At 62.4% G+C, this 22,259-nt stretch carries 22 protein-coding genes and 1 pseudogene; 17 read left to right on the top strand and 6 right to left on the bottom strand.

Going from position 1 to position 22,259, the window contains the following annotated elements:
• Nucleotides 1–17: 17 nt before the first annotated feature.
• From PWG15_RS18080 to PWG15_RS18070, 3 genes are read left to right on the top strand one after another with little or no spacing between them, the layout of a single operon-like run.
• Entirely contained in the window at nucleotides 18–803 is a 786-nt protein-coding gene (locus PWG15_RS18080) for a DeoR/GlpR family DNA-binding transcription regulator (protein WP_275021898.1), read from the top strand.
• Nucleotides 800–1,183: a VOC family protein gene (locus PWG15_RS18075; protein WP_275021897.1), complete on the top strand. Its 384-nt coding sequence runs from the start codon at nucleotides 800–802 to the stop codon at nucleotides 1,181–1,183. Before PWG15_RS18080 ends, PWG15_RS18075 begins: the two co-directional genes overlap by 4 nt.
• 31 nt (nucleotides 1,184–1,214) lie before the next feature.
• On the top strand, nucleotides 1,215–2,399 hold the full coding sequence (locus PWG15_RS18070) for an MFS transporter (protein WP_275021896.1): 1,185 nt from the start codon (nucleotides 1,215–1,217) through the stop codon (nucleotides 2,397–2,399).
• A 79-nt stretch (nucleotides 2,400–2,478) separates the two neighbouring features.
• On the opposite strand, the gene PWG15_RS18065 is transcribed toward PWG15_RS18070, so the two are convergent.
• A complete protein-coding gene (locus tag PWG15_RS18065) occupies nucleotides 2,479–2,616 on the bottom strand; it encodes a hypothetical protein (protein WP_275021894.1) in 138 nt (45 codons plus the stop codon).
• On the opposite strand from PWG15_RS18065, the gene ispG reads away from it, so the two are divergent.
• On the top strand, nucleotides 2,615–3,868 hold the full coding sequence (gene ispG / locus PWG15_RS18060) for a flavodoxin-dependent (E)-4-hydroxy-3-methylbut-2-enyl-diphosphate synthase (RefSeq protein WP_275021893.1): 1,254 nt from the start codon (nucleotides 2,615–2,617) through the stop codon (nucleotides 3,866–3,868). The two genes, PWG15_RS18065 and ispG, sit on opposite strands and share 2 nt — an antisense overlap.
• Nucleotides 3,869–3,938: 70 nt before the next feature.
• On the opposite strand, the pseudogene PWG15_RS36460 reads toward ispG, so the two are convergent.
• The 3 genes and pseudogenes from PWG15_RS36460 to PWG15_RS18040 all read right to left on the bottom strand — a co-directional run bounded on the left by PWG15_RS36460 (nucleotide 3,939) and on the right by PWG15_RS18040 (nucleotide 6,638).
• A pseudogene (locus tag PWG15_RS36460) lies at nucleotides 3,939–4,579 on the bottom strand (LysE family translocator).
• An 84-nt stretch (nucleotides 4,580–4,663) separates the two neighbouring features.
• On the bottom strand, nucleotides 4,664–5,719 hold the full coding sequence (hisC, locus tag PWG15_RS18045; RefSeq protein WP_275021890.1) for a histidinol-phosphate transaminase: 1,056 nt from the start codon (nucleotides 5,717–5,719) through the stop codon (nucleotides 4,664–4,666).
• A 4-nt stretch (nucleotides 5,720–5,723) separates the two neighbouring features.
• Entirely contained in the window at nucleotides 5,724–6,638 is a 915-nt protein-coding gene (locus tag PWG15_RS18040; RefSeq protein WP_275021889.1) for a polyprenyl synthetase family protein, read from the bottom strand.
• A gap of 145 nt (nucleotides 6,639–6,783) precedes the next feature.
• Here PWG15_RS18040 and mtgA point away from each other — a divergent pair, with 145 nt between their 5' ends.
• The 5 genes from mtgA to PWG15_RS18015 all read left to right on the top strand — a co-directional run bounded on the left by mtgA (nucleotide 6,784) and on the right by PWG15_RS18015 (nucleotide 10,132).
• The gene (mtgA, locus tag PWG15_RS18035) at nucleotides 6,784–7,557 is read left to right on the top strand and encodes a monofunctional biosynthetic peptidoglycan transglycosylase (protein ID WP_275021887.1); all 774 of its coding nucleotides are present in this window, start codon (nucleotides 6,784–6,786) and stop codon (nucleotides 7,555–7,557) included.
• Nucleotides 7,558–7,660: 103 nt separating this feature from the next.
• Nucleotides 7,661–8,431, top strand: a complete 771-nt coding sequence (locus tag PWG15_RS18030; protein WP_275021886.1) for a DUF1868 domain-containing protein — start codon at nucleotides 7,661–7,663, stop codon at nucleotides 8,429–8,431.
• Between the two features lie 61 nt (nucleotides 8,432–8,492).
• Complete coding sequence (locus PWG15_RS18025) at nucleotides 8,493–9,140, top strand: glutathione S-transferase family protein (RefSeq protein ID WP_275021885.1); 648 nt, start codon at nucleotides 8,493–8,495, stop codon at nucleotides 9,138–9,140.
• Nucleotides 9,141–9,297: 157 nt separating this feature from the next.
• Nucleotides 9,298–9,483 carry a 50S ribosomal protein L32 gene (gene rpmF, locus PWG15_RS18020; protein WP_057254881.1) on the top strand — a complete coding sequence of 62 codons (186 nt, stop codon included), beginning with the start codon at nucleotides 9,298–9,300 and terminating at the stop codon, nucleotides 9,481–9,483.
• Nucleotides 9,484–9,730: 247 nt separating this feature from the next.
• Nucleotides 9,731–10,132 carry a hypothetical protein gene (locus tag PWG15_RS18015; RefSeq protein ID WP_275021884.1) on the top strand — a complete coding sequence of 134 codons (402 nt, stop codon included), beginning with the start codon at nucleotides 9,731–9,733 and terminating at the stop codon, nucleotides 10,130–10,132.
• 100 nt (nucleotides 10,133–10,232) lie between these two features.
• Here the strand turns inward: PWG15_RS18015 and phaR are convergent, their stop codons facing one another.
• Complete coding sequence (gene phaR / locus PWG15_RS18010; RefSeq protein ID WP_034802922.1) at nucleotides 10,233–10,811, bottom strand: polyhydroxyalkanoate synthesis repressor PhaR; 579 nt, start codon at nucleotides 10,809–10,811, stop codon at nucleotides 10,233–10,235.
• A gap of 224 nt (nucleotides 10,812–11,035) precedes the next feature.
• Here phaR and PWG15_RS18005 point away from each other — a divergent pair, with 224 nt between their 5' ends.
• From PWG15_RS18005 to PWG15_RS17970, 8 genes are all read left to right on the top strand, one after another.
• Nucleotides 11,036–12,217, top strand: a complete 1,182-nt coding sequence (locus PWG15_RS18005; RefSeq protein WP_275021883.1) for an acetyl-CoA C-acetyltransferase — start codon at nucleotides 11,036–11,038, stop codon at nucleotides 12,215–12,217.
• Nucleotides 12,218–12,230: 13 nt separating this feature from the next.
• Nucleotides 12,231–12,590 carry a hypothetical protein gene (locus PWG15_RS18000; RefSeq protein WP_275021882.1) on the top strand — a complete coding sequence of 120 codons (360 nt, stop codon included), beginning with the start codon at nucleotides 12,231–12,233 and terminating at the stop codon, nucleotides 12,588–12,590.
• Nucleotides 12,591–12,607: 17 nt separating this feature from the next.
• Nucleotides 12,608–13,333 carry a beta-ketoacyl-ACP reductase gene (locus tag PWG15_RS17995; protein ID WP_275021881.1) on the top strand — a complete coding sequence of 242 codons (726 nt, stop codon included), beginning with the start codon at nucleotides 12,608–12,610 and terminating at the stop codon, nucleotides 13,331–13,333.
• Nucleotides 13,334–13,996: 663 nt separating this feature from the next.
• Nucleotides 13,997–17,035 carry a helicase-related protein gene (locus PWG15_RS17990; protein ID WP_275021880.1) on the top strand — a complete coding sequence of 1,013 codons (3,039 nt, stop codon included), beginning with the start codon at nucleotides 13,997–13,999 and terminating at the stop codon, nucleotides 17,033–17,035.
• Between the two features lie 8 nt (nucleotides 17,036–17,043).
• Complete coding sequence (locus PWG15_RS17985) at nucleotides 17,044–17,457, top strand: Hsp15 family ribosome-associated heat shock protein (protein WP_275021879.1); 414 nt, start codon at nucleotides 17,044–17,046, stop codon at nucleotides 17,455–17,457.
• 203 nt (nucleotides 17,458–17,660) lie between these two features.
• Entirely contained in the window at nucleotides 17,661–17,999 is a 339-nt protein-coding gene (gene fdxA, locus PWG15_RS17980) for a ferredoxin FdxA (protein ID WP_275021878.1), read from the top strand.
• Between the two features lie 410 nt (nucleotides 18,000–18,409).
• A complete protein-coding gene (locus PWG15_RS17975) occupies nucleotides 18,410–18,979 on the top strand; it encodes a CarD family transcriptional regulator (RefSeq protein ID WP_275021877.1) in 570 nt (189 codons plus the stop codon).
• 422 nt (nucleotides 18,980–19,401) lie between these two features.
• Complete coding sequence (locus PWG15_RS17970; protein WP_057254889.1) at nucleotides 19,402–20,268, top strand: RNA polymerase factor sigma-32; 867 nt, start codon at nucleotides 19,402–19,404, stop codon at nucleotides 20,266–20,268.
• A 234-nt stretch (nucleotides 20,269–20,502) separates the two neighbouring features.
• Here the strand turns inward: PWG15_RS17970 and PWG15_RS17965 are convergent, their stop codons facing one another.
• Complete coding sequence (locus PWG15_RS17965) at nucleotides 20,503–22,014, bottom strand: M48 family metalloprotease (protein WP_275021876.1); 1,512 nt, start codon at nucleotides 22,012–22,014, stop codon at nucleotides 20,503–20,505.
• Nucleotides 22,015–22,259 lie beyond the last annotated feature (245 nt).

Genomic DNA, 22,259 nt, shown 5'->3' with positions numbered 1-22,259 from the left:
ATACACGATTGGTGAAAATGTCGGGTGAACTCCTGCTCCGTGAGCGAAAGGCGCTGATCCAGGAACGGTTGAAGGCCAATGGCCGGGTGCTCGCTGTCGACCTGGCGGCCGAACTCAATGTCTCTGAAGACACGATCCGCCGAGACCTCAGGGAAATGGCGGCCGCGGGGCTCTGCGAGCGCGTCTATGGCGGTGCGCTTCCGGTCGTTCCTGCGGCGCATAGCAGTTTGAGCGAGCGGGTGGCGATGGCACCCGAGCGTAAGGCAGCGCTCGCCCGCGCGGCGGCTGAGCTTATCAAGCCGGGCATGACCGTGTTTCTCGACGCCGGCTCCACCAACCTTGCCATCGCCCAGCTGATCGAGCCGGACCTGTCAGTCACGGTCGTTACCAATACGCCGCTGATTGCCGCGGCCCTCATGGAGAAACCGGGCGTGGACCTCATCTTGCTCGGCGGGCCGCTGAACCGCGCGGTCGGCGCAGCGATCAGCGCGCGGGCCCAGCGCGATGCGGAACTGCTGAGGCCCGACCTCTGCTTTCTCGGCACCTGCGGTGCCGATGCAGCTGCGGGTCTGACGGCGATCTATTTCGAGGACGCAGAGTTCAAGCGGCTGATTGCCCAGAGAAGCCGGCGTCTCGTCGTCGCCATCACGAGCGACAAGCTCGGGACCGCGGCTGCCCACGCGATCGCCAGTATCGACGACAAGGCGACGCTGGTGCTCGAAGCGGATGCACCGGCTGAGCATCGTGCGACGCTCAAGGCGACGGGCGCGGATATTCTGATGGCGGGAGGGCCTGAGCGATGACGATTACCCATGTGGCGCTGTGGACCCGCGACCTTGAAGCGATTGCCAGCTTTTGGTCGTCCTTCTTCGGTGCAGAGGTTGGCGAGGTCTATGAAAGCCGGCGACGACCAGGCTTCCGATCGCGCTTCCTGAAGCTTGGCGACGGTCCGGCGATCGAGATCATGCAAGGTCCCTGGGTCGCTCCGGGCGATCCGGCAGAAGAGCGTACGGGCCTTGCGCATGTCGCGTTGTCGCTCGGTAGCGAGCAGGCGGTCGACGCCATGGCCGCGCGCGCCGAGGCTGACGGTATCCTTATCGCAAAGCCGCGCTTTACCGGCGATGGCTTCTACGAGGCGGTTCTTCGCGACCCCGATGGCAATCTGATCGAAATTACTGTTTGAGCCGGTCGACCCCCGGTAACGAGGCAATCCCATGGACCAACGTTCTCCCACCGCGACCGTCCGCCAGGGCTACATGACCCGCAATCGGCTGGCCGTTTCGCTGCTGTTCCTGATGAACGGCTTCGTCACCGGCAGCTGGGCGCCGAAGATCCCCGAGTTCAAGGACCGGCTCGGGATCAGCGAAAGCGTGCTTGGGCTCCTGATCCTGATGTTCGGCATCGGCTCTCTGGTGCTGATGCCGATCGCCGGCGGCTACATCGCCCGCATCGGCTCGCAGAAGGTCGTGAAGACCACGGCCATCATCCTCTCACCGCTGCTGCTTCTGTTGACCCTGGTGCCGAATGTCTGGACCGCGGCGATCGGGATGTTCGTGCTCGGTGGTTTCGTCGGCGCCATGGACGTCGCCATGAACGCCAATGCGGTCGAGGTCGAAAAGTCGATGCGCCGGGCGATCATGTCGTCCTGTCACGCCTATTGGAGCCTCGGCGGCCTGATCGGCGCCGGTATCGGCGGCTTCCTGATGGCGCGCTTCGGCGTGCTGCCGCATGTCCTCGTCGTCACCGTGATCTGCCTGTCGCTGATTGCGATCGCCTGGCCGATGATCCTTGCCGACAAGCCGCATCCGGCCGCTGCCAAGGAAAAGCTTCGTCTGCCGATGACGCCACTGCCCTGGCTGATCGGCATCATGGCGCTGTTTTCGATGGTGCCCGAGGGCACGGTGCTCGACTGGGGTGCGCTCTATCTGCGCAACGAACTCGGCGCCTCGGTAGAACTCTCGGGCTTCGGCTTTGCCGCCTTCTCGGCCACCATGGCGACCATGCGTTTTGCCGGCGACCTCGTGCGTGACCGTTTCGGCGCCAAGCGGACCTTGCGGATCTGCACGGTGACAGCCCTTGTCGGCATGGTCATCGCGGGTACCGCACCCAATGCCTATATCGCCATCCTCGGCTTCGCCATTGCCGGCGTCGGCATCTCCAACATGGTGCCGATCGCATTTTCGGCGGCCGGCAACATGCCGGGCCTGCAGCCGGGCATCGGCCTCTCGGTCGCGACCTTCATGGGCTATTCGGGCATGCTGTTCGCCCCGTCTGTCATCGGCTTCGTCGCAGAACATACGGGCTTTGCCATCGTCTTTGCCTCGGTGCCGGTGCTCTTCATCGTCGTGCTTCTCCTGTCGCACCACGCTCACCATGCGGATCACGCCAAGGGGCACTGAGCCGCGGAGGGCGCGCGTTGCCAATGGAGCTGCAGCGGGATGAGGGGCCTTCGCACCCAAGGCCGTCATCAAATCGCCGTCAGGGCATGATGTCGCCGTTGACAATCAGGCTTTCCTCATCCACCTGATGGGCAAATAGCTTGGGCAAATTGAGGAAAGTCAGTGCGGGTTCTGCCCGCACCCCCGCCCGGCTTAGTGACCACGAAGAGGCCTTCATGTCTTCCGCCTTCGATTTCGATCCGCAACCCCGCCGTGGCTCTGTCGCTGTCGATGTCGGCGGTGTCATCGTCGGGGGCGGGGCGCCGGTCGTGGTCCAGTCGATGACCAACACCGACACCGCCGATATCGATGCGACGGTGGCGCAGGTGGCAGCGTTGCACAAGGCCGGCTCGGAACTGGTGCGCATCACCGTCGACCGCGACGAGAGTGCTGCCGCCGTGCCGAAGATCCGCGAGAGGCTCGAGCGTCTGGGTCTGGACGTGCCGCTGGTCGGCGATTTTCACTATATCGGTCATAAGCTGCTCGCCGACCATCCGGCCTGCGCCGAGGCGCTGGCCAAGTACCGCATCAATCCGGGCAATGTCGGCTTCAAGGACAAGAAGGACAAGCAGTTCGCCGAGATCGTCGAGATGGCGATCCGCTACGACAAGCCGGTGCGCATCGGCGTCAACTGGGGTTCGCTCGATCAGGAGCTGCTGACGCGGCTGATGGACGAGAACAAGGCGAACGGTTTCCCGCTCACGGCCCAGGAAGTGACGCGCGAGACGATCGTGCAGTCGGCGCTGCTCTCGGCGGAACTTGCCGAAGAGATCGGCCTGCCGCGCAACCGCATCATCCTCTCGGCCAAGGTTTCCGGCGTTCAGGACCTGATCGCCGTCTACGCCATGCTGTCGGCGCGCTCCGACCATGCGCTGCATCTCGGCCTCACCGAAGCCGGCATGGGCACGAAGGGCATCGTCGCTTCGTCCGCCTCGCTCGGCATCTTGATGCAGCAGGGGATCGGCGACACGATCCGCATCTCGCTGACGCCGGAGCCCGGCGGTGACCGCACCCGCGAAGTGCAGGTGGCGCAGGAACTGCTGCAGGTCATGGGCTTCCGTCAGTTCATTCCTGTCGTTGCCGCCTGTCCGGGATGTGGGCGCACGACGTCCACGGTGTTCCAGGAGCTTGCCCAGAAGATCCAGGACGACATCCGCCGCAACATGCCGGTCTGGCGTGAGAAGTATCCCGGTGTCGAGGGCCTGAAGGTCGCGGTCATGGGCTGCATCGTCAACGGCCCCGGCGAAAGCAAACATGCCGATATTGGCATCTCGCTGCCGGGTACCGGCGAAATGCCGGCTGCTCCCGTCTTCATCGATGGCGAGAAGGCGATGACCCTTCGCGGCCCGAACATCGCCGCCGATTTCGAGACGTTGGTCTCCGACTATATCGAGAAGCGCTACGGCCACGGCCAGGCCGCTGCCGAATAGCGTCAGTCGCCAACGCGGCTCCACAAAATGCGTGAAGTGGGTTCTTCGTCCGGAATGTTTGATTCCGGACCTATAGGCGCGACGTCAGCAGCTTCAGCCCGGCAAAGGCGAAGAAGCCGGCCATCAGGCTTTCGATCAGCCGTCTGGACTTTAGATAGGCGCGGTGGACTGGCGACAGCGAAAAGGCGATCGCAAAGCCACAGAAAGTCATCAAGCCCAAGACCATGCAGCCACCGATGAAGGTGGCGGTAACGCCGACGGGCGCCCCCTCCGGCATGCCGAGAGAGACCAGCATGATCCAGGAAAAGATCGCCTTGGGGTTGGTCAGGTGGATGCCGAGCCCCTTGAGATAGAGCCGCTGCAAAGACGTTTGCGCCTTCGCACCGGCACGATCTCACTTTTGCCGCTGCGCATGGCGGCGCGCAGAGCATTGTAGGCGAGCCAGAAAAGATAGCAGGCGCCGGCAATCTTCAAGACGATGATGGCGTGGCCATAGGCGCGGATCAGCGCCGAAAGGCCGGACGCCGTCAGCATTGCCCAGGTGTAGCTGCCGGTCAGAACGCCGAAAGCGAGCGCCAGCCCCGCCTTTCGCCCCTCACTGATGGAGGTGGTGATGATCGCCAGGATTGCCGGTCCCGGTGAAGCGGTTCCGATCAGATAGGCTGTCCAGGCGACGAGAAGCTGCGGCAGATAGGGCGTCGGGTCGAACATGCGAGAAAAGCTCCGGCTCTGTCGCCGGAAGCTAGATCAGTTCATCGCTTGTTCGAAACCGCGAATTGTGCCCGTGACAAGATCTCAGAGGATCTCGTCGAGCGCTTCGATTAGCCGAGCGCACTCTTGATCGGTACCGATGGTGATGCGCAGGAAATCGGCAATGCGGGGCTTGGCGAAGTGGCGCACCAGAACGGCGCGTTCGCGCAGCGCCTTCATCAGGTGGTCGCCCGCGTGATCCGCGTGGCGGGCGAAAACGAAATTGGCTCCGGATGGCAGAACCTCGAAGCCGCGCGTGGTCAGATCCGCCGTGAGGCGCTCGCGAGACGCGATGATTTTGGCACGCGTTTCCTCGAACCACGCCTCGTCTTCCATCGCCGCGATGGCGCCGGCCTGGGCTGGGCGGCCGAGCGGATAGGAGTTGAAGCTATCCTTGACCCGTTCCAGCGCCTCGATCAGTGGTCGCTGGCCGATGGCGAAGCCGACGCGAAGCCCCGCAAGCGCGCGCGACTTGGAAAAGGTCTGCACGACCAGCAGGTTCTCGTACTTCGAAACCAGTTCTGCCGCCGAATGGCCGCCGAAATCGATATAGGCCTCGTCGATGACGACGGGTTGGTTCGGATGGTTTGCGACCAGCCGCTCGATCTCGGCGAGCGGCAAGCCGATGCCGGTGGGAGCGTTCGGGTTCGGCAGGATGATGGCGCCGCAGGTCCGGTCGTAGTCGGCGAGATCGATTTCGAACCGATCGTTGAGCGGCACCTCGGCTGCGTCGATCTCGAAGAGCCGCGCATAGGTCGAGTAGAAGCTGTAGGAGATATCCGGGTAGAGCAGCGGTGCGTCGTGCTTCAACAGGCCCGCGAAGATATGCGCCAGAACCTCGTCGGAACCGTTGCCGACGAAGACTTCCTCGGCCGAAACGCCGACGCGCGCCGCGATCGTCTGGCGAAGTTTCAACGCCAATGGGTCTGGATAGAGCCGCAAGTCATCGCTTGCCGCTGCACGGACCGCTTCCAACACCTTCTCAGAGGGGCCGTAGGGGCATTCGTTGGTGTTGAGCTTCACCAGGTTTGCGATGCGCGGCTGTTCGCCCGGCACATAGGGCTTCAGCTGGGAGACGATCGGCGACCAGTACTTGCTCACGAGTTTAGCTCCTGCGGTTGGCGATGAAGCGCGCGGTTTCGACGAGAATGGCCGAGCGCTGGCCATAGGGCGAAAGCAGCGCCTCGGCGTCTGTCACAAGCTGCTCCAGCCTTTGCTCGGCCCAGGCCTGGCCATGCAGCGCGACGAGTGTGCCCTTGCCGCGGGCGGCGTCCTTGCCCGTTGCCTTGCCCATGGTCGCCGCATCGGCGGTGAGGTCGAGCAGGTCGTCGGCGAGCTGGAACGCGAGGCCGATCTTTTCGCCGAAACTGCGAAGCCGGGCGCGGTCGTCCCTGGACGCGCCGGCGACGATGGCACCGGCCTCACAGGCAAAGCGGATCAGGGCGCCGGTCTTCATCGCCTGCAGCGTGACGATGCCGGCCTCGTCGGGGGGGGATTTTTCGGCGGCCAGATCGAGCGCCTGTCCACCGGCCATGCCGCCGTGACCGGCGGCGCGTCCGAGCGCCAGGATCAATTCCACCTTCTGAGTGTCTGTCAGCGTCGTTTCCGGGCCAGCGATGACATCGAAAGCGAAGGTCAGCAGGCTGTCGCCGGCAAGGATCGCGGTCGCCTCGTCGAAGGCCTTGTGTACGGTGGGCTGGCCCCGGCGCATGTCATCGTCGTCCATCGCCGGCAGGTCGTCATGAACAAGTGAATAGCAGTGCACGCATTCAAGCGCCGCGCCGACGCGTGAGGCCGCATCAGTGCTGCCGCCGAGAAGATCGGCGCATTCGATCACCAGGAACGGGCGCAGGCGCTTGCCACCGTTCAGCACGCCGTGGCGCATGGCGGCAAGCAGGTTTGCCGGTCGCGTGATCTCGTCCGCCTCCGTCGTCACGCCGAGCAGACGCTCGAGCAGAACCTCGACGGCGCGGGCGTTGTTGGCAAGGCGACGGGTGAAAGACGATGTATCCTGGCTCATGCGCGCTCTTTGGCATGGGCGAAGAGGGCTTTCAACGGGGATTCGTGTCGCAGCGGCGCGCTTTCTCTGGGACAGCCGCGCGGGCGGCTTGCCTTTTGCCAGAAAGCCCGTTCAACTTTGCCAGCCCATGCACTAAGAGAAGCGGATGGACAGTGAGGTGGACAGTCAGGCCGTGAACGTCGTTCCGGAAGCGCGCGAGGAGGGCGAGGTGCCTTCCAGTCGCCTGTCGTCGCTCCGCCGGACATTGCGTACGCGACGCCGCCAGATCATCCTGGCCGTCCTCGGCTTCCTCGTCCTTCCTTACGCGCTGATCGTTCTTTACCTCGTGGAGTTCATCCATCCGGTCTCGACGCTGATGCTGCGCGACCTCGTCCTGCTGCGCGGCTACGACCGCCAGTGGGTCGAGTTCGACGATATCGCTCCGGTTCTCGTACAGTCCGTGATGATGTCTGAGGACGGCCAATTCTGCGCCCATGACGGCGTCGACTGGGGCCAGATGCGCGGCGTCGTCGAGGATGCGCTCGAAGGGGAATCCACCCGCGGTGCCAGCACCATCCCCATGCAGACGGTCAAGAATCTCTATCTCTGGAACGGTCGGTCTTTCTTGCGCAAGGGCATGGAGCTGCCGCTGGCGGTCGCTGCCGATTTCGTCTGGAGCAAGCGGCGGATGATGGAGATCTACCTGAACATAGCCGAGTGGGGCGATGGGATCTACGGCATCGAGGCGGCGGCACGCCATCATTTCGGCATCTCCGCCGCCAAGCTGTCACGCCGGCAAGCAGCGTTGTTGGCAGTGTCGCTGCCCAATCCGAAGGAGCGCAACGCCGGCAAACCCGGCCGTGGGCTCAAGCGCCTGGCGAACCTGATCGAGCGTCGCGCCAGCCGCTCCGGCGGTTACATCACCTGCCTTTATGATTGAGATCAGACCTTTTCATTGGAAGCCGTTGACGGCCGATGTCATTCTGGCTTCGTAGAGTTCTGCCATCTGGGCCCTCTCTCCACCTAGAAGGCCCGATCGCTCCATGACCTCGATTTCTCCCTCGCTTCTTGCCTTTGGCCGCAGCGCCAACGGCGCGCCGCCCAAGCATCTCGGAACGCGCTATACCCCGGATGGTCACTTTCTCCGGGAACCGGGCAATACCGTGGTATCCCATATCACTGCCGGATCACCTTCCGAGGTCGCCGTGCTTGCCGTGCGCGATCGCCTGGTGGCGATGCCCGAAGCTGGACAGTTTGCCTTCACTCATCCATCCAGCCTGCACATGACGATCTTCCAGGGCATCATCGAGTATCGCCGCCGGCTGCCCTATTGGCCCGCCGACATGGCGCTCGACACGCCGATAGAGGTGATGACCGAGCACTATCGCGCGGTGCTCAAGGGGTTTGCGCCGCTCGAGCCCTTTCGTGCCCGGGTGACCGACATCACCCCGACCGGCCTCGCGCTCGAAGGCGACAGCTCTGTCGATCGGTCGTCTCTGAAGGCCTGGCGCGATACTTTCGCCGAAAACTTCGGCTATCGCCATCCGGACCATGACGACTACGAATTCCACATCACCTTCGCCTATGTCATCGACTGGCTCGATGACGCGGCACTGCCGCGCTGGCAGGAGATGTTGAGCGAACAACTGTCTTTCCTCAGGGAGCAGGCACCGGTGATCGAGCTTGATCCCCCGGCTTTCTGCTCATTCGAGGACATGAACCATTTCGAGGAACTGATCGTTTTCTCGGACGGGGCATCGCGCTTTCAGGCGGAATTGCTTGAACGGAAAGATGCCCTAGAATCAAAGTGCTAGAGTGTCCGTTGTGCGTTCGTTTATGCGCACGGCGCTCTACGCCAGCAACCAAGGAAAAGAGATGACCGGACTTACCCTCTACGTCGGCAACAAGAACTATTCGTCCTGGTCGATGCGGCCCTGGATGGCGATGACGACCGCCGGCATCGATTTCGAGGATGTGGTCATCCCGTTCGATTTCGCCGCCGGAAATCCGGAGATTCGCGCGATCTCGCCGACGGGACGCGTACCGCTGCTGCGGCATGGCGATCTCATCGTCTGGGAGTCGCTTGCGATCATCGAATATGTTGCCGAGCTTTATCCCGACGCCGGCCTCTGGCCGGCCGATCGTCAGGCCCGCGCCCGAGCACGCAGCTATTCGATGGAGATGCTCTCCGGGTTCCGGGCGCTGCGTGGGGCTTGCCCGATGAACGTTCGCCGGCCGAAGCAGGCTCTTGACGTGGCTGCGGACGTTCGCGCCGACATCGCCCGTATCGAGCAGATCTGGAAGCAGGCGCTCGCCCAATCCGGCGGGCCGTTCCTCTTCGGATCCTTCAGTGCGGCCGATGCAATGTACGCTCCTGTGGTCAACCGCTTCGACGTCTATGATCTCGTTGCGGATCCGGAATCGGTCGGCTACATGGAGCGCGTGAAGGCGCTTCCAGCCTTCCGGAAGTGGGAAGCCGCCGCCCGTGCAGAGCCGTGGGTCGTTCCTGAAGACGAGGTCTGAATCGGCGCTGCCAGATCTTGAGTCGAAAAATTGCGGCTGGGGACTGGTCAAGCAGCAGTTGGCCATGTATAAGCGCGCCAAATTTCCGTGATTGACATCTGTTTAACACGGCCATTTCGGCTGCTGAACAGTGTTTGCCCGATAAGTGGAGAATGAAATGGCTGTACCTAAAAGAAAAACGAGCCCGTCCAAGCGTGGCATGCGCCGTTCCGCCGACGCTCTGAAGACCCCGACCTACGTCGAAGACAAGAACTCCGGCGAACTGCGTCGTCCGCACCACATCGACCTGAAGACCGGCATGTACCGTGGCCGTCAGGTTCTGACCCCGAAGGAAAACGCATAAGCGTTTCCGTTCGTGGAATGGTTCAAAGGGCTGGCTCTGCCGGCCCTTTTGTTTTGCGTCTGACATTTTCTCGCTTGGACCCTGTGTTATCCGCAGGAGCCAGAGCGTCACGCGCCAAAGCGAAGTCGCTGGAAGCGGAGAGATGCTCTGGACCTTAAGTGCTAGAGCGTCCTTGGTGCGTTCATGCGAACGCACAGCGCTCTGGGCCTGAAGACGCCGCAGAACGCGGCAAAGGAGTTCGTGCCCGATGCTTGCTGCCGTTCCACTGCTGATCCTGCCGTTCGTTATCTACAATCTCGCAATGATCGGGATGTTCGGCGGCATTGCCGGGTTGAACGCCGAGATGCTGTCGCTGTCCATGCTGTCGGGTGCGACCTGGACCATGCGCTTCGGCGACCTTTTGATCGTCGTCGCACTGCTGTTGCTTTTCGTCGAATTGCTGAAGGCGACCCGCACGAGCACGCGTGCGCTGATGGATCACCTGTTGTCGATGATCCTGTTCATCGTCTTCCTCGTTGAGTTCCTGCTGCTGGCGCCGGCGGCAACCCAGCTCTTCTTCATCCTGATGACGATCAGCTTCATCGACGTCATCGCCGGTTTCGCCGTCTCGATGCGCTCTGCCGGCCGGGATGTGTCGATCGGCCTATAGGTCACGACCGATCCCGGGGCGTTAGCCCAATTCAAAGCAATAGTTCTGCTGGCCGGATATTGGGCGGGTGGCTCGCACCCGCCTTTGCGAAGAAAGGCGCTCAGCCGAGATTGTCGAGCTTGGTCTGGAGCGCGCGAAGCTGCTCCTTGAGTTCGTCGATATCCTTGGCTTCGGCCTTCTTGGTTTCCTTCACCGGTGGGGCGGTGATGAAGGGCGAGAACATCTGCATTGCCTGATGGAACATCTCAGTATTGCGACGGACCTGCTCTTCGACAAGTTGCAGCGGAACCTGCAGGTTTTTGCCAAGCGGCGTGTCGCCGAAGGCCTTGTTGATCTGCTCGCGCATCTGCGACTGCTGCTCGGTGAACGCCTGCATCGAGTGCTCGAGATAGCTCGGCACCACCATCTGCATCTGGTCGCCGTAGAACGAGATGAGCTGGCGCAGGAAGGAGATCGGCAACAGCGTATTGCCGGTCTTGGATTCCTGCTCGAAGATGATCTGCGTCAACACGGAATGGGTGATATCCTCTCCGGATTTCGCGTCCTGGACGATGAAATCCTCGCCCTTCTTCACCATGACAGCCAGGTCGTCGAGCGTGACATAGGTGCTGGTCCCGGTGTTGTAGAGCCGCCGGTTCGCATATTTTTTTATAACGATCTGGCCTTCGTGCTTCGCCATCAGGGTCTCCTCTCACCCATCGCCCCGTCTTTATTGCGTTTTTCAGAGTATCCGCAAAAGAGCGCCGCTGACAATGTCTTTGTGCGTTGCGGCGACGCAAGTGCGAAATCTTGCGGTTGCGTCTTGGGTGACGGTTTTGTGGCAGTGCATCAAGGCGTTTGACTTGCGCCGCGCGCTTTGCCAGTCTGCTTCCATTAGGCAAGAAAGATCTGAGGAAACGTCCCATGAGCAACCCTTCCATCGTGATCGCCAGCGCCGCCCGTACCGCGGTCGGATCCTTCAACGGTGCATTCGGCAACACGCCGGCGCACGAGCTCGGCGCCGCCGTCATCAAGGGCGTGCTCGAGCGCGCAGGTGTCGAGGCAGGCGAGGTCGACGAGGTGATCCTCGGCCAGGTGCTGCAGGCTGGCGAAGGCCAGAACCCGGCGCGTCAGGCGGCGATGAAGGCGGGCGTTCCGCAGGAGAAAACCGCCTGGGGCATGAACCAGCTCTGCGGTTCCGGCTTGCGCGCCGTGGCGCTCGGCATGCAGCAGATTGCAACCGGTGATGCAGATATCATTGTCGCCGGCGGCATGGAATCCATGTCGATGGCGCCGCATTGCTCGCACTTGCGCGGTGGCGTGAAGATGGGCGACTTCAAGATGATCGACACGATGATCAAGGACGGCCTGACCGACGCGTTCTACGGCTATCACATGGGCATTACCGCCGAGAACGTTGCACGCCAGTGGCAGCTGAGCCGCGAGGAGCAGGACGCGTTCGCGCTTGCCTCGCAGAACAAGGCGGAAGCGGCCCAGAAGGCCGGCCGTTTCGCCGACGAGATCATTCCCTTCATCGTCAAGGGCCGCAAGGGCGACGTCACCGTCGACCAGGACGAATACATCCGCCACGGCGCAACGCTCGACCAGATGACGAAGCTGCGCCCGGCCTTCGACAAGGAAGGCACGGTCACCGCCGGCAACGCCTCCGGGCTCAATGACGGCGCTGCCGCGACCCTGCTGATGACCGAGGCTCAGGCTTCCAAGCGTGGCATCCAGCCGCTCGCCCGCATCGTCTCCTGGGCGACCGCCGGCGTCGATCCGCAGGTCATGGGCACCGGCCCGATCCCCGCATCGCGCAAGGCGCTGGCGAAAGCCGGCTGGGCGGTCGGCGATGTCGAACTGGTCGAGGCCAACGAGGCTTTCGCCGCCCAGGCCTGCGCCGTCAACAAGGACCTTGGCTGGGATCCGTCGATCGTCAACGTCAACGGCGGCGCGATCGCCATCGGTCACCCGATCGGTGCTTCCGGCGCCCGCGTGCTCAACACGCTGCTTTTCGAAATGAAGCGCCGTGGCGTTTCCAAGGGGCTTGCAACGCTCTGCATCGGCGGCGGCATGGGCGTCGCCATGTGCGTCGAACGGCTCTAGTCGGTTTGGCGGCATGAACAGCGCCAGGTGGGTTCCGTTCTCCCTTCTTCTGGCCGGTTCGCCGATCGTTTCCGCACATGCCAACCCCGCGCCTCTTGACGAGGCGCGGCTGGTTCAGTGCATGCTGGAACATACGACTTCTGACGAGGAGGGCGTGTTCAAGGACGTGATGGTTGCCGCCTTGAACGATGACGGCGTCGCGCTGAAGGCGTCGCTGGAACAGCTCAGCATAGTGATGATGGATCTCGCGCTGACCAAGTGCGAGGTGGGAATGTCTGTGCTCGCGACGCCGCAGTTTCAGGCGGCCGCCGGGCTCTACGGACAACAGGTCGGCGAAAAGCTGATGAAGAAGGCCTTTGAGAAACTGAACTGATCAAGTGGGAGGCGTGCATGAGCAGGGTAGCATTGGTCACGGGTGGGTCGCGCGGTATCGGCGCGGCAATCTCCATCGCACTCAAGAATGCCGGCTACAAGGTGGCTGCAAACTATGCCGGCAATGACGAAAAGGCTCAGGCCTTCAAGCAGGAAACCGGCATCCCGGTCTACAAGTGGGATGTTTCCAGCTATCAGGCCTGCGCCGAAGGCATCGCCAAGGTCGAGGCTGATCTCGGCCCGGTCGACGTGCTGGTCAACAATGCCGGCATTACCCGCGACGCGATGTTCCACAAGATGACGCCCGAGCAATGGGGCGAGGTGATCGGCACGAACCTCACCGGTCTCTTCAACATGACGCATCCGCTCTGGTCGGCCATGCGCGACCGCGGTTTCGGTCGCGTCATCAACATTTCGTCGATCAACGGCCAGAAGGGCCAGATGGGCCAGGCCAATTATTCGGCCGCCAAGGCGGGTGATCTGGGCTTCACCAAGGCGCTTGCCCAAGAAGGGGCTGCCAAGGGCATTACAGTCAACGCCATCTGCCCGGGCTATATCGGTACGGAAATGGTGCGGGCGGTGCCGGAGAAGGTACTCAACGAGCGGATCATTCCGCAGATCCCGGTCGGCCGTCTCGGCGAACCGGAAGAAATCGCCCGCTGCGTGGTGTTCCTCGCCTCCGACGATGCCGGATTCATCACCGGCTCGACGATTTCGGCCAATGGCGGACAGTTTTTCGTCTGACCTTGCGATCTCAACAATGCTTTTGAGCGGCGTCCTTCGGGGCGCCGTTTTCATGCGAGGCAGCGGAAAGGGACACCTGTTCATCCGGGATTTGAAACCCGAAACTGCCCTTCGATTCTGTCGCCGGTCTGCCGCGCAGACACTATATCTTGTGGAGAACAAAAGTAGAATGATGCGCGGATCACGAGTCGCCGTCGGATGCTCCCGTATTGGTCGAGAGGGCGCGGTGCGATTCTCATTCTCTCTGGCTGATGAATCTTCGGCGAAATTCGTGAAAAATTTTCCAGGCTTTCCAGAGTCTTGGATTCGGAATCCTTGGGGTTGTCCGGCAATGGGACAGCCCTCGTTGAGGCGAGTCACGAGCCCTGAGGCGCGGAGTCAGCGCCAGATTCAGCATGTGGTGCAACGTTGGGTGTTGAAATCTATATGTAGTCGTGAACATACAGTGAATCGCGGTGAGTCTTCGATTCGTCGCCGATTCGTTCCATGGCTGTTCCAGTTTCCGGTTGCGTCAACCACAACAGGTGGTGCAATGGGCTGAGAGGCTCCGAACGATGGTTTTAGTTGTCGGCGCCCCTTGCGTTTGGCTCGGTGCGTGGGCATGTGTTTGCCGCCAGCGTGAAAAGACGCTGCCGTAATTTCTGAATGCCCGGGATCGATGACGTGTCCGTTCACCCCATGATCCTGAGCGGCCGCGGCGTCACCGCGGTGCTCGGGCCAACCAATACCGGCAAGACGCACTACGCGATCGAACGCATGATCGCGCATGACAGCGGCGTCATAGGCCTGCCGCTGCGGCTCCTCGCGCGCGAGGTCTATACGCGCCTTGTCGAAAAGGTCGGCCACCACAATGTCGCGCTGATCACCGGCGAGGAGAAGATCACGCCGCACCGCGCCCGCTACTCGGTCTGTACGGTCGAAGCCATGCCGCGCGAGACGACTGCGTCCTTCGTGGCGATCGACGAGGTGCAGCTGGCCGGCGACCTCGAGCGCGGTCACATCTTCACCGACCGGATCCTGCATCTGAGAGGACGCGGCGAGACGCTGCTGCTCGGTGCCGGAACGATGCGGCCGATCCTCGAACAGTTGTTGCCCGGCATCATGGTGGTCGAACGTCCGCGCATGTCGCAGCTTCTCTATGCCGGCTCGAAGAAAATCACTCGCCTGCCGCATCGCTCGGCGATCGTCGCCTTCTCGGCCGACGAGGTCTATGCGATCGCGGAGCTGATCCGCCGCCAGCGCGGGGGCGCTGCCGTCGTTCTCGGCGCGCTTTCGCCGCGCACGCGCAATGCGCAGGTGGCACTCTATCAGGAAGGTGACGTCGAATATCTGGTCGCCACCGACGCGATCGGCATGGGGCTCAACCTCGATGTCGATCACGTCGCCTTTGCGCAGGACCGCAAGTTCGACGGCTACCAGTTCCGAAATCTGAACCCGGCCGAATTGGCCCAGATCGCCGGGCGCGCCGGTCGGCACCTGCGTGACGGGACGTTTGGGGTAACGGGGCGTGTCGATCCTTTCGACAACGAGCTGGTTCATCGTATCGAGGCGCACGAATTCGACCCAGTGAAGGTGCTGCAATGGCGCTCGAAGGCGTTCGACTACTCGTCGCTCACTGCCTTGAAGAAGAGTCTCGACGCCGCGCCGAAAGTTCCCGGCCTTGCCCGGGCGCTACCTGCGGTAGACCAGCAGGCCTTCGAGCATCTGGCCCGCTACCCGGAGGTGGTCGACATCACGACCAATGCCGAGCGCGTCGAAAAACTATGGGAAGCCTGCGCGTTGCCGGATTATCGGCGTATTACGCCCGCCCAACACGCCGATCTGATCTCGACGATCTACGCAGATCTCGTTCGCCGAGGTACGGTGAACGAGGATTTCATGGCCGAACAGGTCAGGCGTGCCGATCATACCGACGGTGAGATCGACACACTTTCGGCGCGAATCGCGCAGATCAGAACCTGGACCTATGTGTCGAACCGGCCGGGATGGCTGGCCGATCCGACACACTGGCAAGAAAAGACGCGGGAAATTGAAGATCGATTATCCGACGCACTACATGAACGGTTGACGAAACGCTTTGTTGATCGCAGGACATCTGTGCTCATGAAGCGCCTGAGAGAGAATGCTATGCTGGAAGCTGAAATCAGTGTGAATGGTGATGTCTTCGTCGAAGGACACCACGTAGGACAACTAACCGGTTTCCGGTTTACGCTGGCGACCGGCGGCGATGGCCCGGACGCCAAGGCCGTTCAGGGGGCTGCCCAGAAGGCGCTGGCACTCGAGTTCGAGGCGCGGGCTGCACGCCTGCACGCTTCGGGCAACAACGACCTGGCGCTTTCGTCGGATGGTCTCGTGCGTTGGCTCGGTGATCCCGTCGCCCGACTGGCAGCGAGCGATCATGTCATGCGCCCGCGTGTCATCCTTTTGGCCGACGATCAGTTGCAAGCGAATGCCCGCGAGCATGTTCTGGCGCGCATCGAGCGCTTCGTGAACCACCACATCGGCACGGTGCTAAAGCCGCTCGACGATATCTCGCGCGCTGAAGACCTCGAGGGCCTGGCCAAGGGCCTCGCATTCCAGCTCGTCGAGAACCTCGGCGTGCTCTTCCGCCGCGATGTCGCCGACGATGTGAAGTCGCTCGACCAGGATGGTCGCGCTTCGATCCGCAAATACGGTGTCCGCTTCGGCGCCTACCACATCTTCCTGCCGGCGCTGCTGAAGCCGGCTCCGGCCGAGCTGATCACGCTTCTCTGGGCGTTGAAGAACGACGGCCTCGACAAGCCCGGCTATGGCGACCTCATCCCGATGCTTGCCGCCGGCCGGACGTCCGTCGTCACCGACCCGTCCTTCGAGCGCACCTTCTACAAGCTCGCCGGTTTCCGGTTCCTCGGAAAGCGTGCCGTGCGCATCGATATCCTCGAGCGCCTGGCCGATCTCATCCGGCCGCTGCTGCAGTGGAAGCCCGGCGCGCAGCCGCGCCCGGAAGGTGCGTATGACGGCCGTCGCTTCACCGCGACCACCTCCATGCTTTCGATCCTCGGTGCAACGCCTGACGATATGGAAGAGATTCTGAAGGGCCTCGGCTATCGGGCCGACAGCGTCAAGGCCGAGGAGGCTGCGGCCTTCCTCGCCAGCCAGGACGGCGCGCCGGCCTCTGCCGCCGCCGCTTCCGAGCCGGTTGCTGCCGTCGACGATGCGGATGCTGGCGACGGCGCGACGGATGCCGAGACTGCAGTTGTCGAAGCGCCTGCCGCCGAGGCGGAAAATGCCGAAGGTGACGTTGCCGCCAGTGAGGCGCAACCCGCCGAAGCGCAGGTCACGGAGGCCGGAGAACCGGTCGAAGCCAAGCCCGTGCTTTTGTGGCGTCCTGGCACCCGCCAGGACAACCAGCGTCAGGGCGGCGGTCGCCACCAGGGCGACCAGCGTCGCGGCGGCCAGCGCCATGGACAGGGTCAAGGCCAGGGCGAGGGACGTGAAGGCGGGCGCAAGGGCGGCCAGCCGGCGCGCGGCAAGCGCCATGAGGGCGGCAAGTCGGAAGGTGGTCCGCGTCAGGACCGCAGTGACCGTCATGATCGTCACGACCGCGGTGGCAAACCGGGCCAGGGCAAGTTCGAGGCGCGTCCGCCGCGTCGCGAAAAGCCGGTGGATCCGGATTCGCCCTTCGCCAAGCTCGCGGCGCTCAAGGAGCAGATGAAGAAGTAAGGCAGGTCATGGAAAAACAGCCCACGTCCAACCCGGCATCGCGCCAGCGTCTCGACAAGTGGCTGTTTTTCACGCGGCTGATCAAATCGCGATCGCTTGCACAAAAGGCGATCGAGGACGGCTGTGTCGCGGTCAATGACCAACGGATCACGCAGTCGTCGTTCCAGGTGAAAGCGGGGGACGTGCTCGAGCTCGCCCTCGACCGCCGCGACCTAATCGTACGCGTACTTGCGCCGGGGGAGCGACGGGGCCCCTATGAAGAGGCGCGGCTTCTTTACGATGATCTCACGCCGCAACAGCCGAAGGAAAAACTTTCGGCATTTGAGATCGCCACACGCGACCGTGGGGCGGGACGCCCCACCAAGAAAGAGCGGCGGGAAACCGATCGGCTAAAACCCGATTTCGATCCGCGCGAGGATTAGAAAACTCTGCCTTTGCCGCGGCGTTTCGCGCATTGAATATTCTTGCAAAGGGCCCATAAAGCCTTTACCTGACAGACCCACGTTGGGTGCATCGGGTTTGCTTCGGCAGCTATGCGCGCCGGACATTCCTAGCATGCGCGGACGACGAGCATCACCATTGATTGCCGTCTGCCATCAAACGTGAGCATTGGCTGGAGTACCTCATGACGTATGTCGTGACCGACAACTGCATTCGCTGCAAGTATACCGACTGTGTCGAAGTCTGCCCCGTGGATTGCTTCTATGAGGGTGAGAATTTCCTCGTCATTCATCCGGACGAGTGCATCGACTGTGGCGTCTGCGAGCCGGAATGTCCTGCCGAGGCGATCAAGCCGGACACCGAGCCGGGTCTTGATATGTGGTTGAAACTGAACGCTGATTTTGCCTCCAAGTGGCCGAACATCACGGTCAAGCGCGACCCGATGCCGGAAGCCAAGGAGATGGACGGCGTCGAAGGCAAGTATGAGCAGTTCTTCTCCGCCGAGCCGGGGCAGGGCGACTGAGGCGAACGATCTCTACCGTTCGTCGAAGCTGACGAAGCGAGAGCGGCCCCGCGCGCCAAAGCTGGGGAAAACACCTACCGCGCTCGCAGTTGCGAGAATGGTGGCTTGATGGCCGCCATGCAGCAAATTATTGATTTCGGCACTTTTTTGTGATAGGTTCCTTCTACTGATCCACAGAGGGTGTTTTTGCGCGCCCGAAAACCATCACGAAAGCAAACGATCTCCAAAAGGCGGTATCTCCCTATTACGCAACATGGCTTTGCTCTGTTGCGACCGCATTTCATGAGGCTGTTTGCGTTCCGTGGACGGACCAGGATGTACCCACCCGGCGGTATCCCCGTCTATCCCGGGCCTCACTGACCCGGCCCCGGCCAGAATGGCCGGCGCGAAACAGGGAGTTTTTGAAACGAATGACGACCCAGCAGAAAAAATCTCCGACACGCCAGGGCTTCAAGACCGGTGAATCGATCGTCTATCCGGCCCACGGTGTTGGCCAGATTGTGGCGATCGAGGAGCAGGAAGTCGCCGGCATGAAGCTTGAGCTTTTTGTCATCGATTTCGAGAAGGACAAGATGCGTCTGAAAGTGCCGGTGGCCAAGGCCGTCAGCATCGGCATGCGCAAGCTGTCCGAAACCGATTTTGTCGATCGCGCGTTGAAGGTTGTGCAGGGCAAGGCTCGTGTGAAGCGCACCATGTGGTCGCGCCGCGCCCAGGAATACGATGCCAAGATCAACTCCGGTGACCTGATTTCCATCGCGGAAGTCGTCCGCGATCTCTATCGCGCCGAAAACCAGCCGGAACAGTCCTATTCCGAACGCCAGCTCTATGAAGCTGCCCTTGACCGCATGGCGCGCGAAATCGCTGCCGTGAACAAAATGTCGGAGACCGAAGCCGTGCGCCTCGTCGAGGCCAACCTCAGCAAGGGTCCGAAGCGCGGTAAGGCTATCGAAGAAGACGACGCCCAGGACGAAGCCGCATAAGCGCACTACGCCCGCATCAGTACCTGCAAAAAGCCCGGCCATTGCGCCGGGCTTTTTCTTTGACCGAATGGAACCTTTCGCGCTGACGCGCATTTATATTGGCCGGCAGGAATGCGCCGCTTTCGCGCCGGGCGATCTTGGTTTTGTGATCCATCACTCTTCAGGTTCGTGACTTCGAGAATTAGGGCGCCGCGTCGTTTCTTCAAGTTCCAACGTCGCGGCTCCGGAGCGGGATGAGGAGAAGTGTTTTCGGGTTTTCGCCCGCATCCAGCTCTAACTTATTAGAAATGATCACGTTTCGACCTGGGTCTATCCGATCCAAATCGTCGTGATCTGGACGCCCCTGCCGCCGGACGCGTCATCTGTCCGGCCTTTTGGACTTCACACGCAATGGCGCCCGGGCGCCAGTCACGGAGTGATCGATGAAGACTCTCACTGCAGACCGGCGGATGATCAAGATCGCAATGGAGGCGCCTTATCTCGAGCGCGACGAGGAACACGCGCTGGCACAGGCCTGGCGGAACGACCATGATCAGGAAGCCCGCAACAAGATCGCCATGTCACACATGCGGCTCGTGATCTCGATGGCAGCGAAGTTCCGCAACTTCGGACTGCCAATGGGCGATCTGGTGCAGGAGGGCCATATCGGTCTCCTGGAAGCGGCCGCCCGCTTCGAGCCGAGCCGTGAGGTCCGATTCTCGACCTATGCGACCTGGTGGATCCGGGCATCGATGCAGGACTATGTCCTGCGCAATTGGTCGATCGTACGGGGCGGCACGAGTTCGGCCCAGAAGGCGCTGTTCTTCAACCTGCGGCGCCTGCGTGCGCGCCTTGCCCAAGGCGACAGGCAGCTTACATCGCAGGCTATGCATGAGGAGATCGCCGCGGCGCTCGGCGTCAGCATCGCCGACGTGCAGACCATGGATGCGCGGCTTTCCGGCAGCGACACCTCCTTGCAGGCGCCCGTCGGTGGCGCCGATTCCGATGGTGGCGAGCGGCTGGATTTCCTGGCGAGCGATGCGCCGCTGCCGGATGAACAGGTCAGCGACATGATCGATGGCGAGCGCGCGCGTGTGTGGCTTCGCGATGCGCTGGGCGCCTTGACCGAAAGGGAGATGCGGATCATCCGTGCACGACGACTGTCCGAGGACGGTGCGACATTGGAAGAGCTCGGCCTCGATCTCGGCATTTCCAAGGAGCGGGTGCGGCAGATCGAAACCCGGGCACTCGAGAAGCTGAGAGTGGCGCTCGCGACGAAGGCGCCGGCTCTGACCGCGGGCATTCACTAAACCGCATCGCGATCTTTCAGAGACTTGTTGCGCTTCAAGTTTCGATTGTTCAGCGTGTCGGCGTCGCAGGCTTCGGCGCGATGTGCTTCAGCGGGCTTCACAGGCGCCGCCCGCTGGCTTGTGCGCGAAAGTGCGGGCCCGAGAATCGGCGCGTGACGCATATGCGCACGCCTACCTCTGCGTACGCTCGACGGCTCGCGGTGAGCTGCCTCACCCAGTCGGATGACCACTTGCCTACTCAGAAACGATCTTGACCTTGTCGCCCGGCTTCACTGTCGAGGTGACCTGCATAGCATTGATCACCCGGAACAGGTCGAGCTTGCGGTCCGTCCCCATCATCCGGGCGGAAAGCGTGGCGATCGTCTCGCCGGGCCTTACCGTCACCACGCGGATGCGCAGGGGCTTCAGCGACTGGGCTTCACCCTGCGTCATGCGGCGGAACGAGCTGCGCAGCTGGTTCGCGGTCGGCTCAAGCGCGTTCGAACCCTTGGGAACGGCGGTCAGGAAGCGGTAGATGCGGGTGTCGATCCGGATGACCGTCACATCGAAGTCCCAGCGATCGGCCGAGGCGCGCGCGGTCGCGGCTTCCAGACCGTTGACGCTGATCGGCTTGATCGTGTCGGGCTGCAGGCCGGTGACCCAGCCGCTGGCGATATAGTCGGTCAGGCTGCGCCCGCCCGTGTCGGCGACGCCGTCGAAGCGCACGGCGATATCACCGGCGCCGGTTGCCAGAACTGCTTCCGCCTTGTTGTCGATCTGGAAGCCGGTCGGGACGTCGAAACGGATGCCGAGCTGGCCGTGCAGGAAGGTCTGGCCGCGGACATAGCCCTCTTGCGGACTGTCGCCGTAGAGCAGGCCGTCGATGCCGGCAAGGTAGTAGTCGCGGCCGCGATCGCCACTGGTGCCTTCCGGTCCGAAGGCACGGGCATGCCGGCGCGCGAGATCGACGCGCTGCGGTGCGTTCGGGTGGCTCGACAGGAAGTCGAGGCTCTGGTCGGATTCCGGATCGACCGCTGTGAAGCGGCTATAGGCTGCCATCGAGTCCAGGAAGCGTGCGGCGGCGTAAGGATCGTAGCCGGCTTCGCCGAGCATGCGTACGCCGATCACATCGGCCTGGAGTTCCTGGTTGCGCGAGAAGGCCGCGAGCCTGAGCTTGCCGCGAGCGAGCGCCTGCTTGCCGGCGAGATCGGACGACAGCACTTCGGAGACCACGCGGCTGGCGATGACCTCCGCTTCTTCGCGTTGTTGCCGTTCGATGCCGTGGTTGGCGGTGACGTGCGCCATTTCGTGCGACAGCACGGCGGCGACTTCCGATGCATCATTGGCAAGAGCGAGCAGGCCGCGGGTGACGTAGAGATAGCCACCCGGCAGAGCAAAGGCGTTGATCGCCGGCGAATTCAGGATGGTGATGCGGTAGGACTGCTGCGGGTTTTCCGAGACGGCGGTCAGCGCGCCGGCGATGCGGGCGACCAGCCGTTCGGTCTTCGCGTCCTTGTATTCGCCGCCGTAGCTTGCGACGATGCGCGGATGTTCGCGCGCGCCCATTTTGGCGCGCGGATCGTTCTTCTGGACCTCGTCGACAATCTGCGGATTGGACGAAGGCGAAACGGTCGGCTCGTAGGATTGTTCGATCACCGACTGGCATGCGGAGAGAAGCGTGGTCGCGAGCAGCGCAACCACAACGCGTGCACGCAGCCGTCCGCGCTTCGGCGGGAACCGGTCGTGTGTGACTGTATGCCTCTCCATGCCTCAGCCCGTTTCCCGTCTGTCGCTCCGCCCGCATGCAGCGGGGCGATGGAACGATAGCGTTGAAAGTCCTACTTTTTCAGTCCGGCAGCGTTGCTCCGCCGCGACTGTTCAGCCCTGGTCTTGCTGTATCTGATTTCAGCGCCACCTGCCTAGTTTGTCTCGGTAGAAATAGTTGCCCCGTGGTATCACGGCAACGGATGCGCGAATATTCGCGATGCCGACCGGATATTTCGCGCGTCGCA

Source organism: Ensifer adhaerens, assembly GCF_028993555.1.
GTDB lineage: Bacteria > Pseudomonadota > Alphaproteobacteria > Rhizobiales > Rhizobiaceae > Ensifer > Ensifer adhaerens_I.
The sequence above is the reverse complement of the archived record's forward strand: the minus strand, read 5'-3'. Positions and strand labels throughout refer to the sequence as shown.

Excerpts from the sequence above, each read along its gene's own strand:
- phaR (WP_034802922.1), bottom strand. The coding sequence starts at position 10,811 with ATGGCGAAGCACGAAGGCCAGATCGTTATAAAAAAATATGCGAACCGG.
- fdxA (WP_275021878.1), top strand. The coding sequence starts at position 17,661 with ATGACGTATGTCGTGACCGACAACTGCATTCGCTGCAAGTATACCGAC.
- PWG15_RS18025 (WP_275021885.1), top strand. The coding sequence starts at position 8,493 with ATGACCGGACTTACCCTCTACGTCGGCAACAAGAACTATTCGTCCTGG.
- PWG15_RS18005 (WP_275021883.1), top strand. The coding sequence starts at position 11,036 with ATGAGCAACCCTTCCATCGTGATCGCCAGCGCCGCCCGTACCGCGGTC.
- PWG15_RS18070 (WP_275021896.1), top strand. The coding sequence starts at position 1,215 with ATGGACCAACGTTCTCCCACCGCGACCGTCCGCCAGGGCTACATGACC.
- PWG15_RS17975 (WP_275021877.1), top strand. The coding sequence starts at position 18,410 with ATGACGACCCAGCAGAAAAAATCTCCGACACGCCAGGGCTTCAAGACC.
- PWG15_RS18000 (WP_275021882.1), top strand. The coding sequence starts at position 12,231 with ATGAACAGCGCCAGGTGGGTTCCGTTCTCCCTTCTTCTGGCCGGTTCG.
- PWG15_RS18040 (WP_275021889.1), bottom strand. The coding sequence starts at position 6,638 with ATGAGCCAGGATACATCGTCTTTCACCCGTCGCCTTGCCAACAACGCC.
- PWG15_RS17995 (WP_275021881.1), top strand. The coding sequence starts at position 12,608 with ATGAGCAGGGTAGCATTGGTCACGGGTGGGTCGCGCGGTATCGGCGCG.
- PWG15_RS17965 (WP_275021876.1), bottom strand. The coding sequence starts at position 22,014 with ATGGAGAGGCATACAGTCACACACGACCGGTTCCCGCCGAAGCGCGGA.
- PWG15_RS18080 (WP_275021898.1), top strand. The coding sequence starts at position 18 with ATGTCGGGTGAACTCCTGCTCCGTGAGCGAAAGGCGCTGATCCAGGAA.
- PWG15_RS18065 (WP_275021894.1), bottom strand. The coding sequence starts at position 2,616 with ATGAAGGCCTCTTCGTGGTCACTAAGCCGGGCGGGGGTGCGGGCAGAA.
- rpmF (WP_057254881.1), top strand. The coding sequence starts at position 9,298 with ATGGCTGTACCTAAAAGAAAAACGAGCCCGTCCAAGCGTGGCATGCGC.
- PWG15_RS17970 (WP_057254889.1), top strand. The coding sequence starts at position 19,402 with ATGAAGACTCTCACTGCAGACCGGCGGATGATCAAGATCGCAATGGAG.
- ispG (WP_275021893.1), top strand. The coding sequence starts at position 2,615 with ATGTCTTCCGCCTTCGATTTCGATCCGCAACCCCGCCGTGGCTCTGTC.
- mtgA (WP_275021887.1), top strand. The coding sequence starts at position 6,784 with ATGGACAGTGAGGTGGACAGTCAGGCCGTGAACGTCGTTCCGGAAGCG.
- PWG15_RS17985 (WP_275021879.1), top strand. The coding sequence starts at position 17,044 with ATGGAAAAACAGCCCACGTCCAACCCGGCATCGCGCCAGCGTCTCGAC.
- PWG15_RS18030 (WP_275021886.1), top strand. The coding sequence starts at position 7,661 with ATGACCTCGATTTCTCCCTCGCTTCTTGCCTTTGGCCGCAGCGCCAAC.
- PWG15_RS18075 (WP_275021897.1), top strand. The coding sequence starts at position 800 with ATGACGATTACCCATGTGGCGCTGTGGACCCGCGACCTTGAAGCGATT.
- PWG15_RS18015 (WP_275021884.1), top strand. The coding sequence starts at position 9,731 with ATGCTTGCTGCCGTTCCACTGCTGATCCTGCCGTTCGTTATCTACAAT.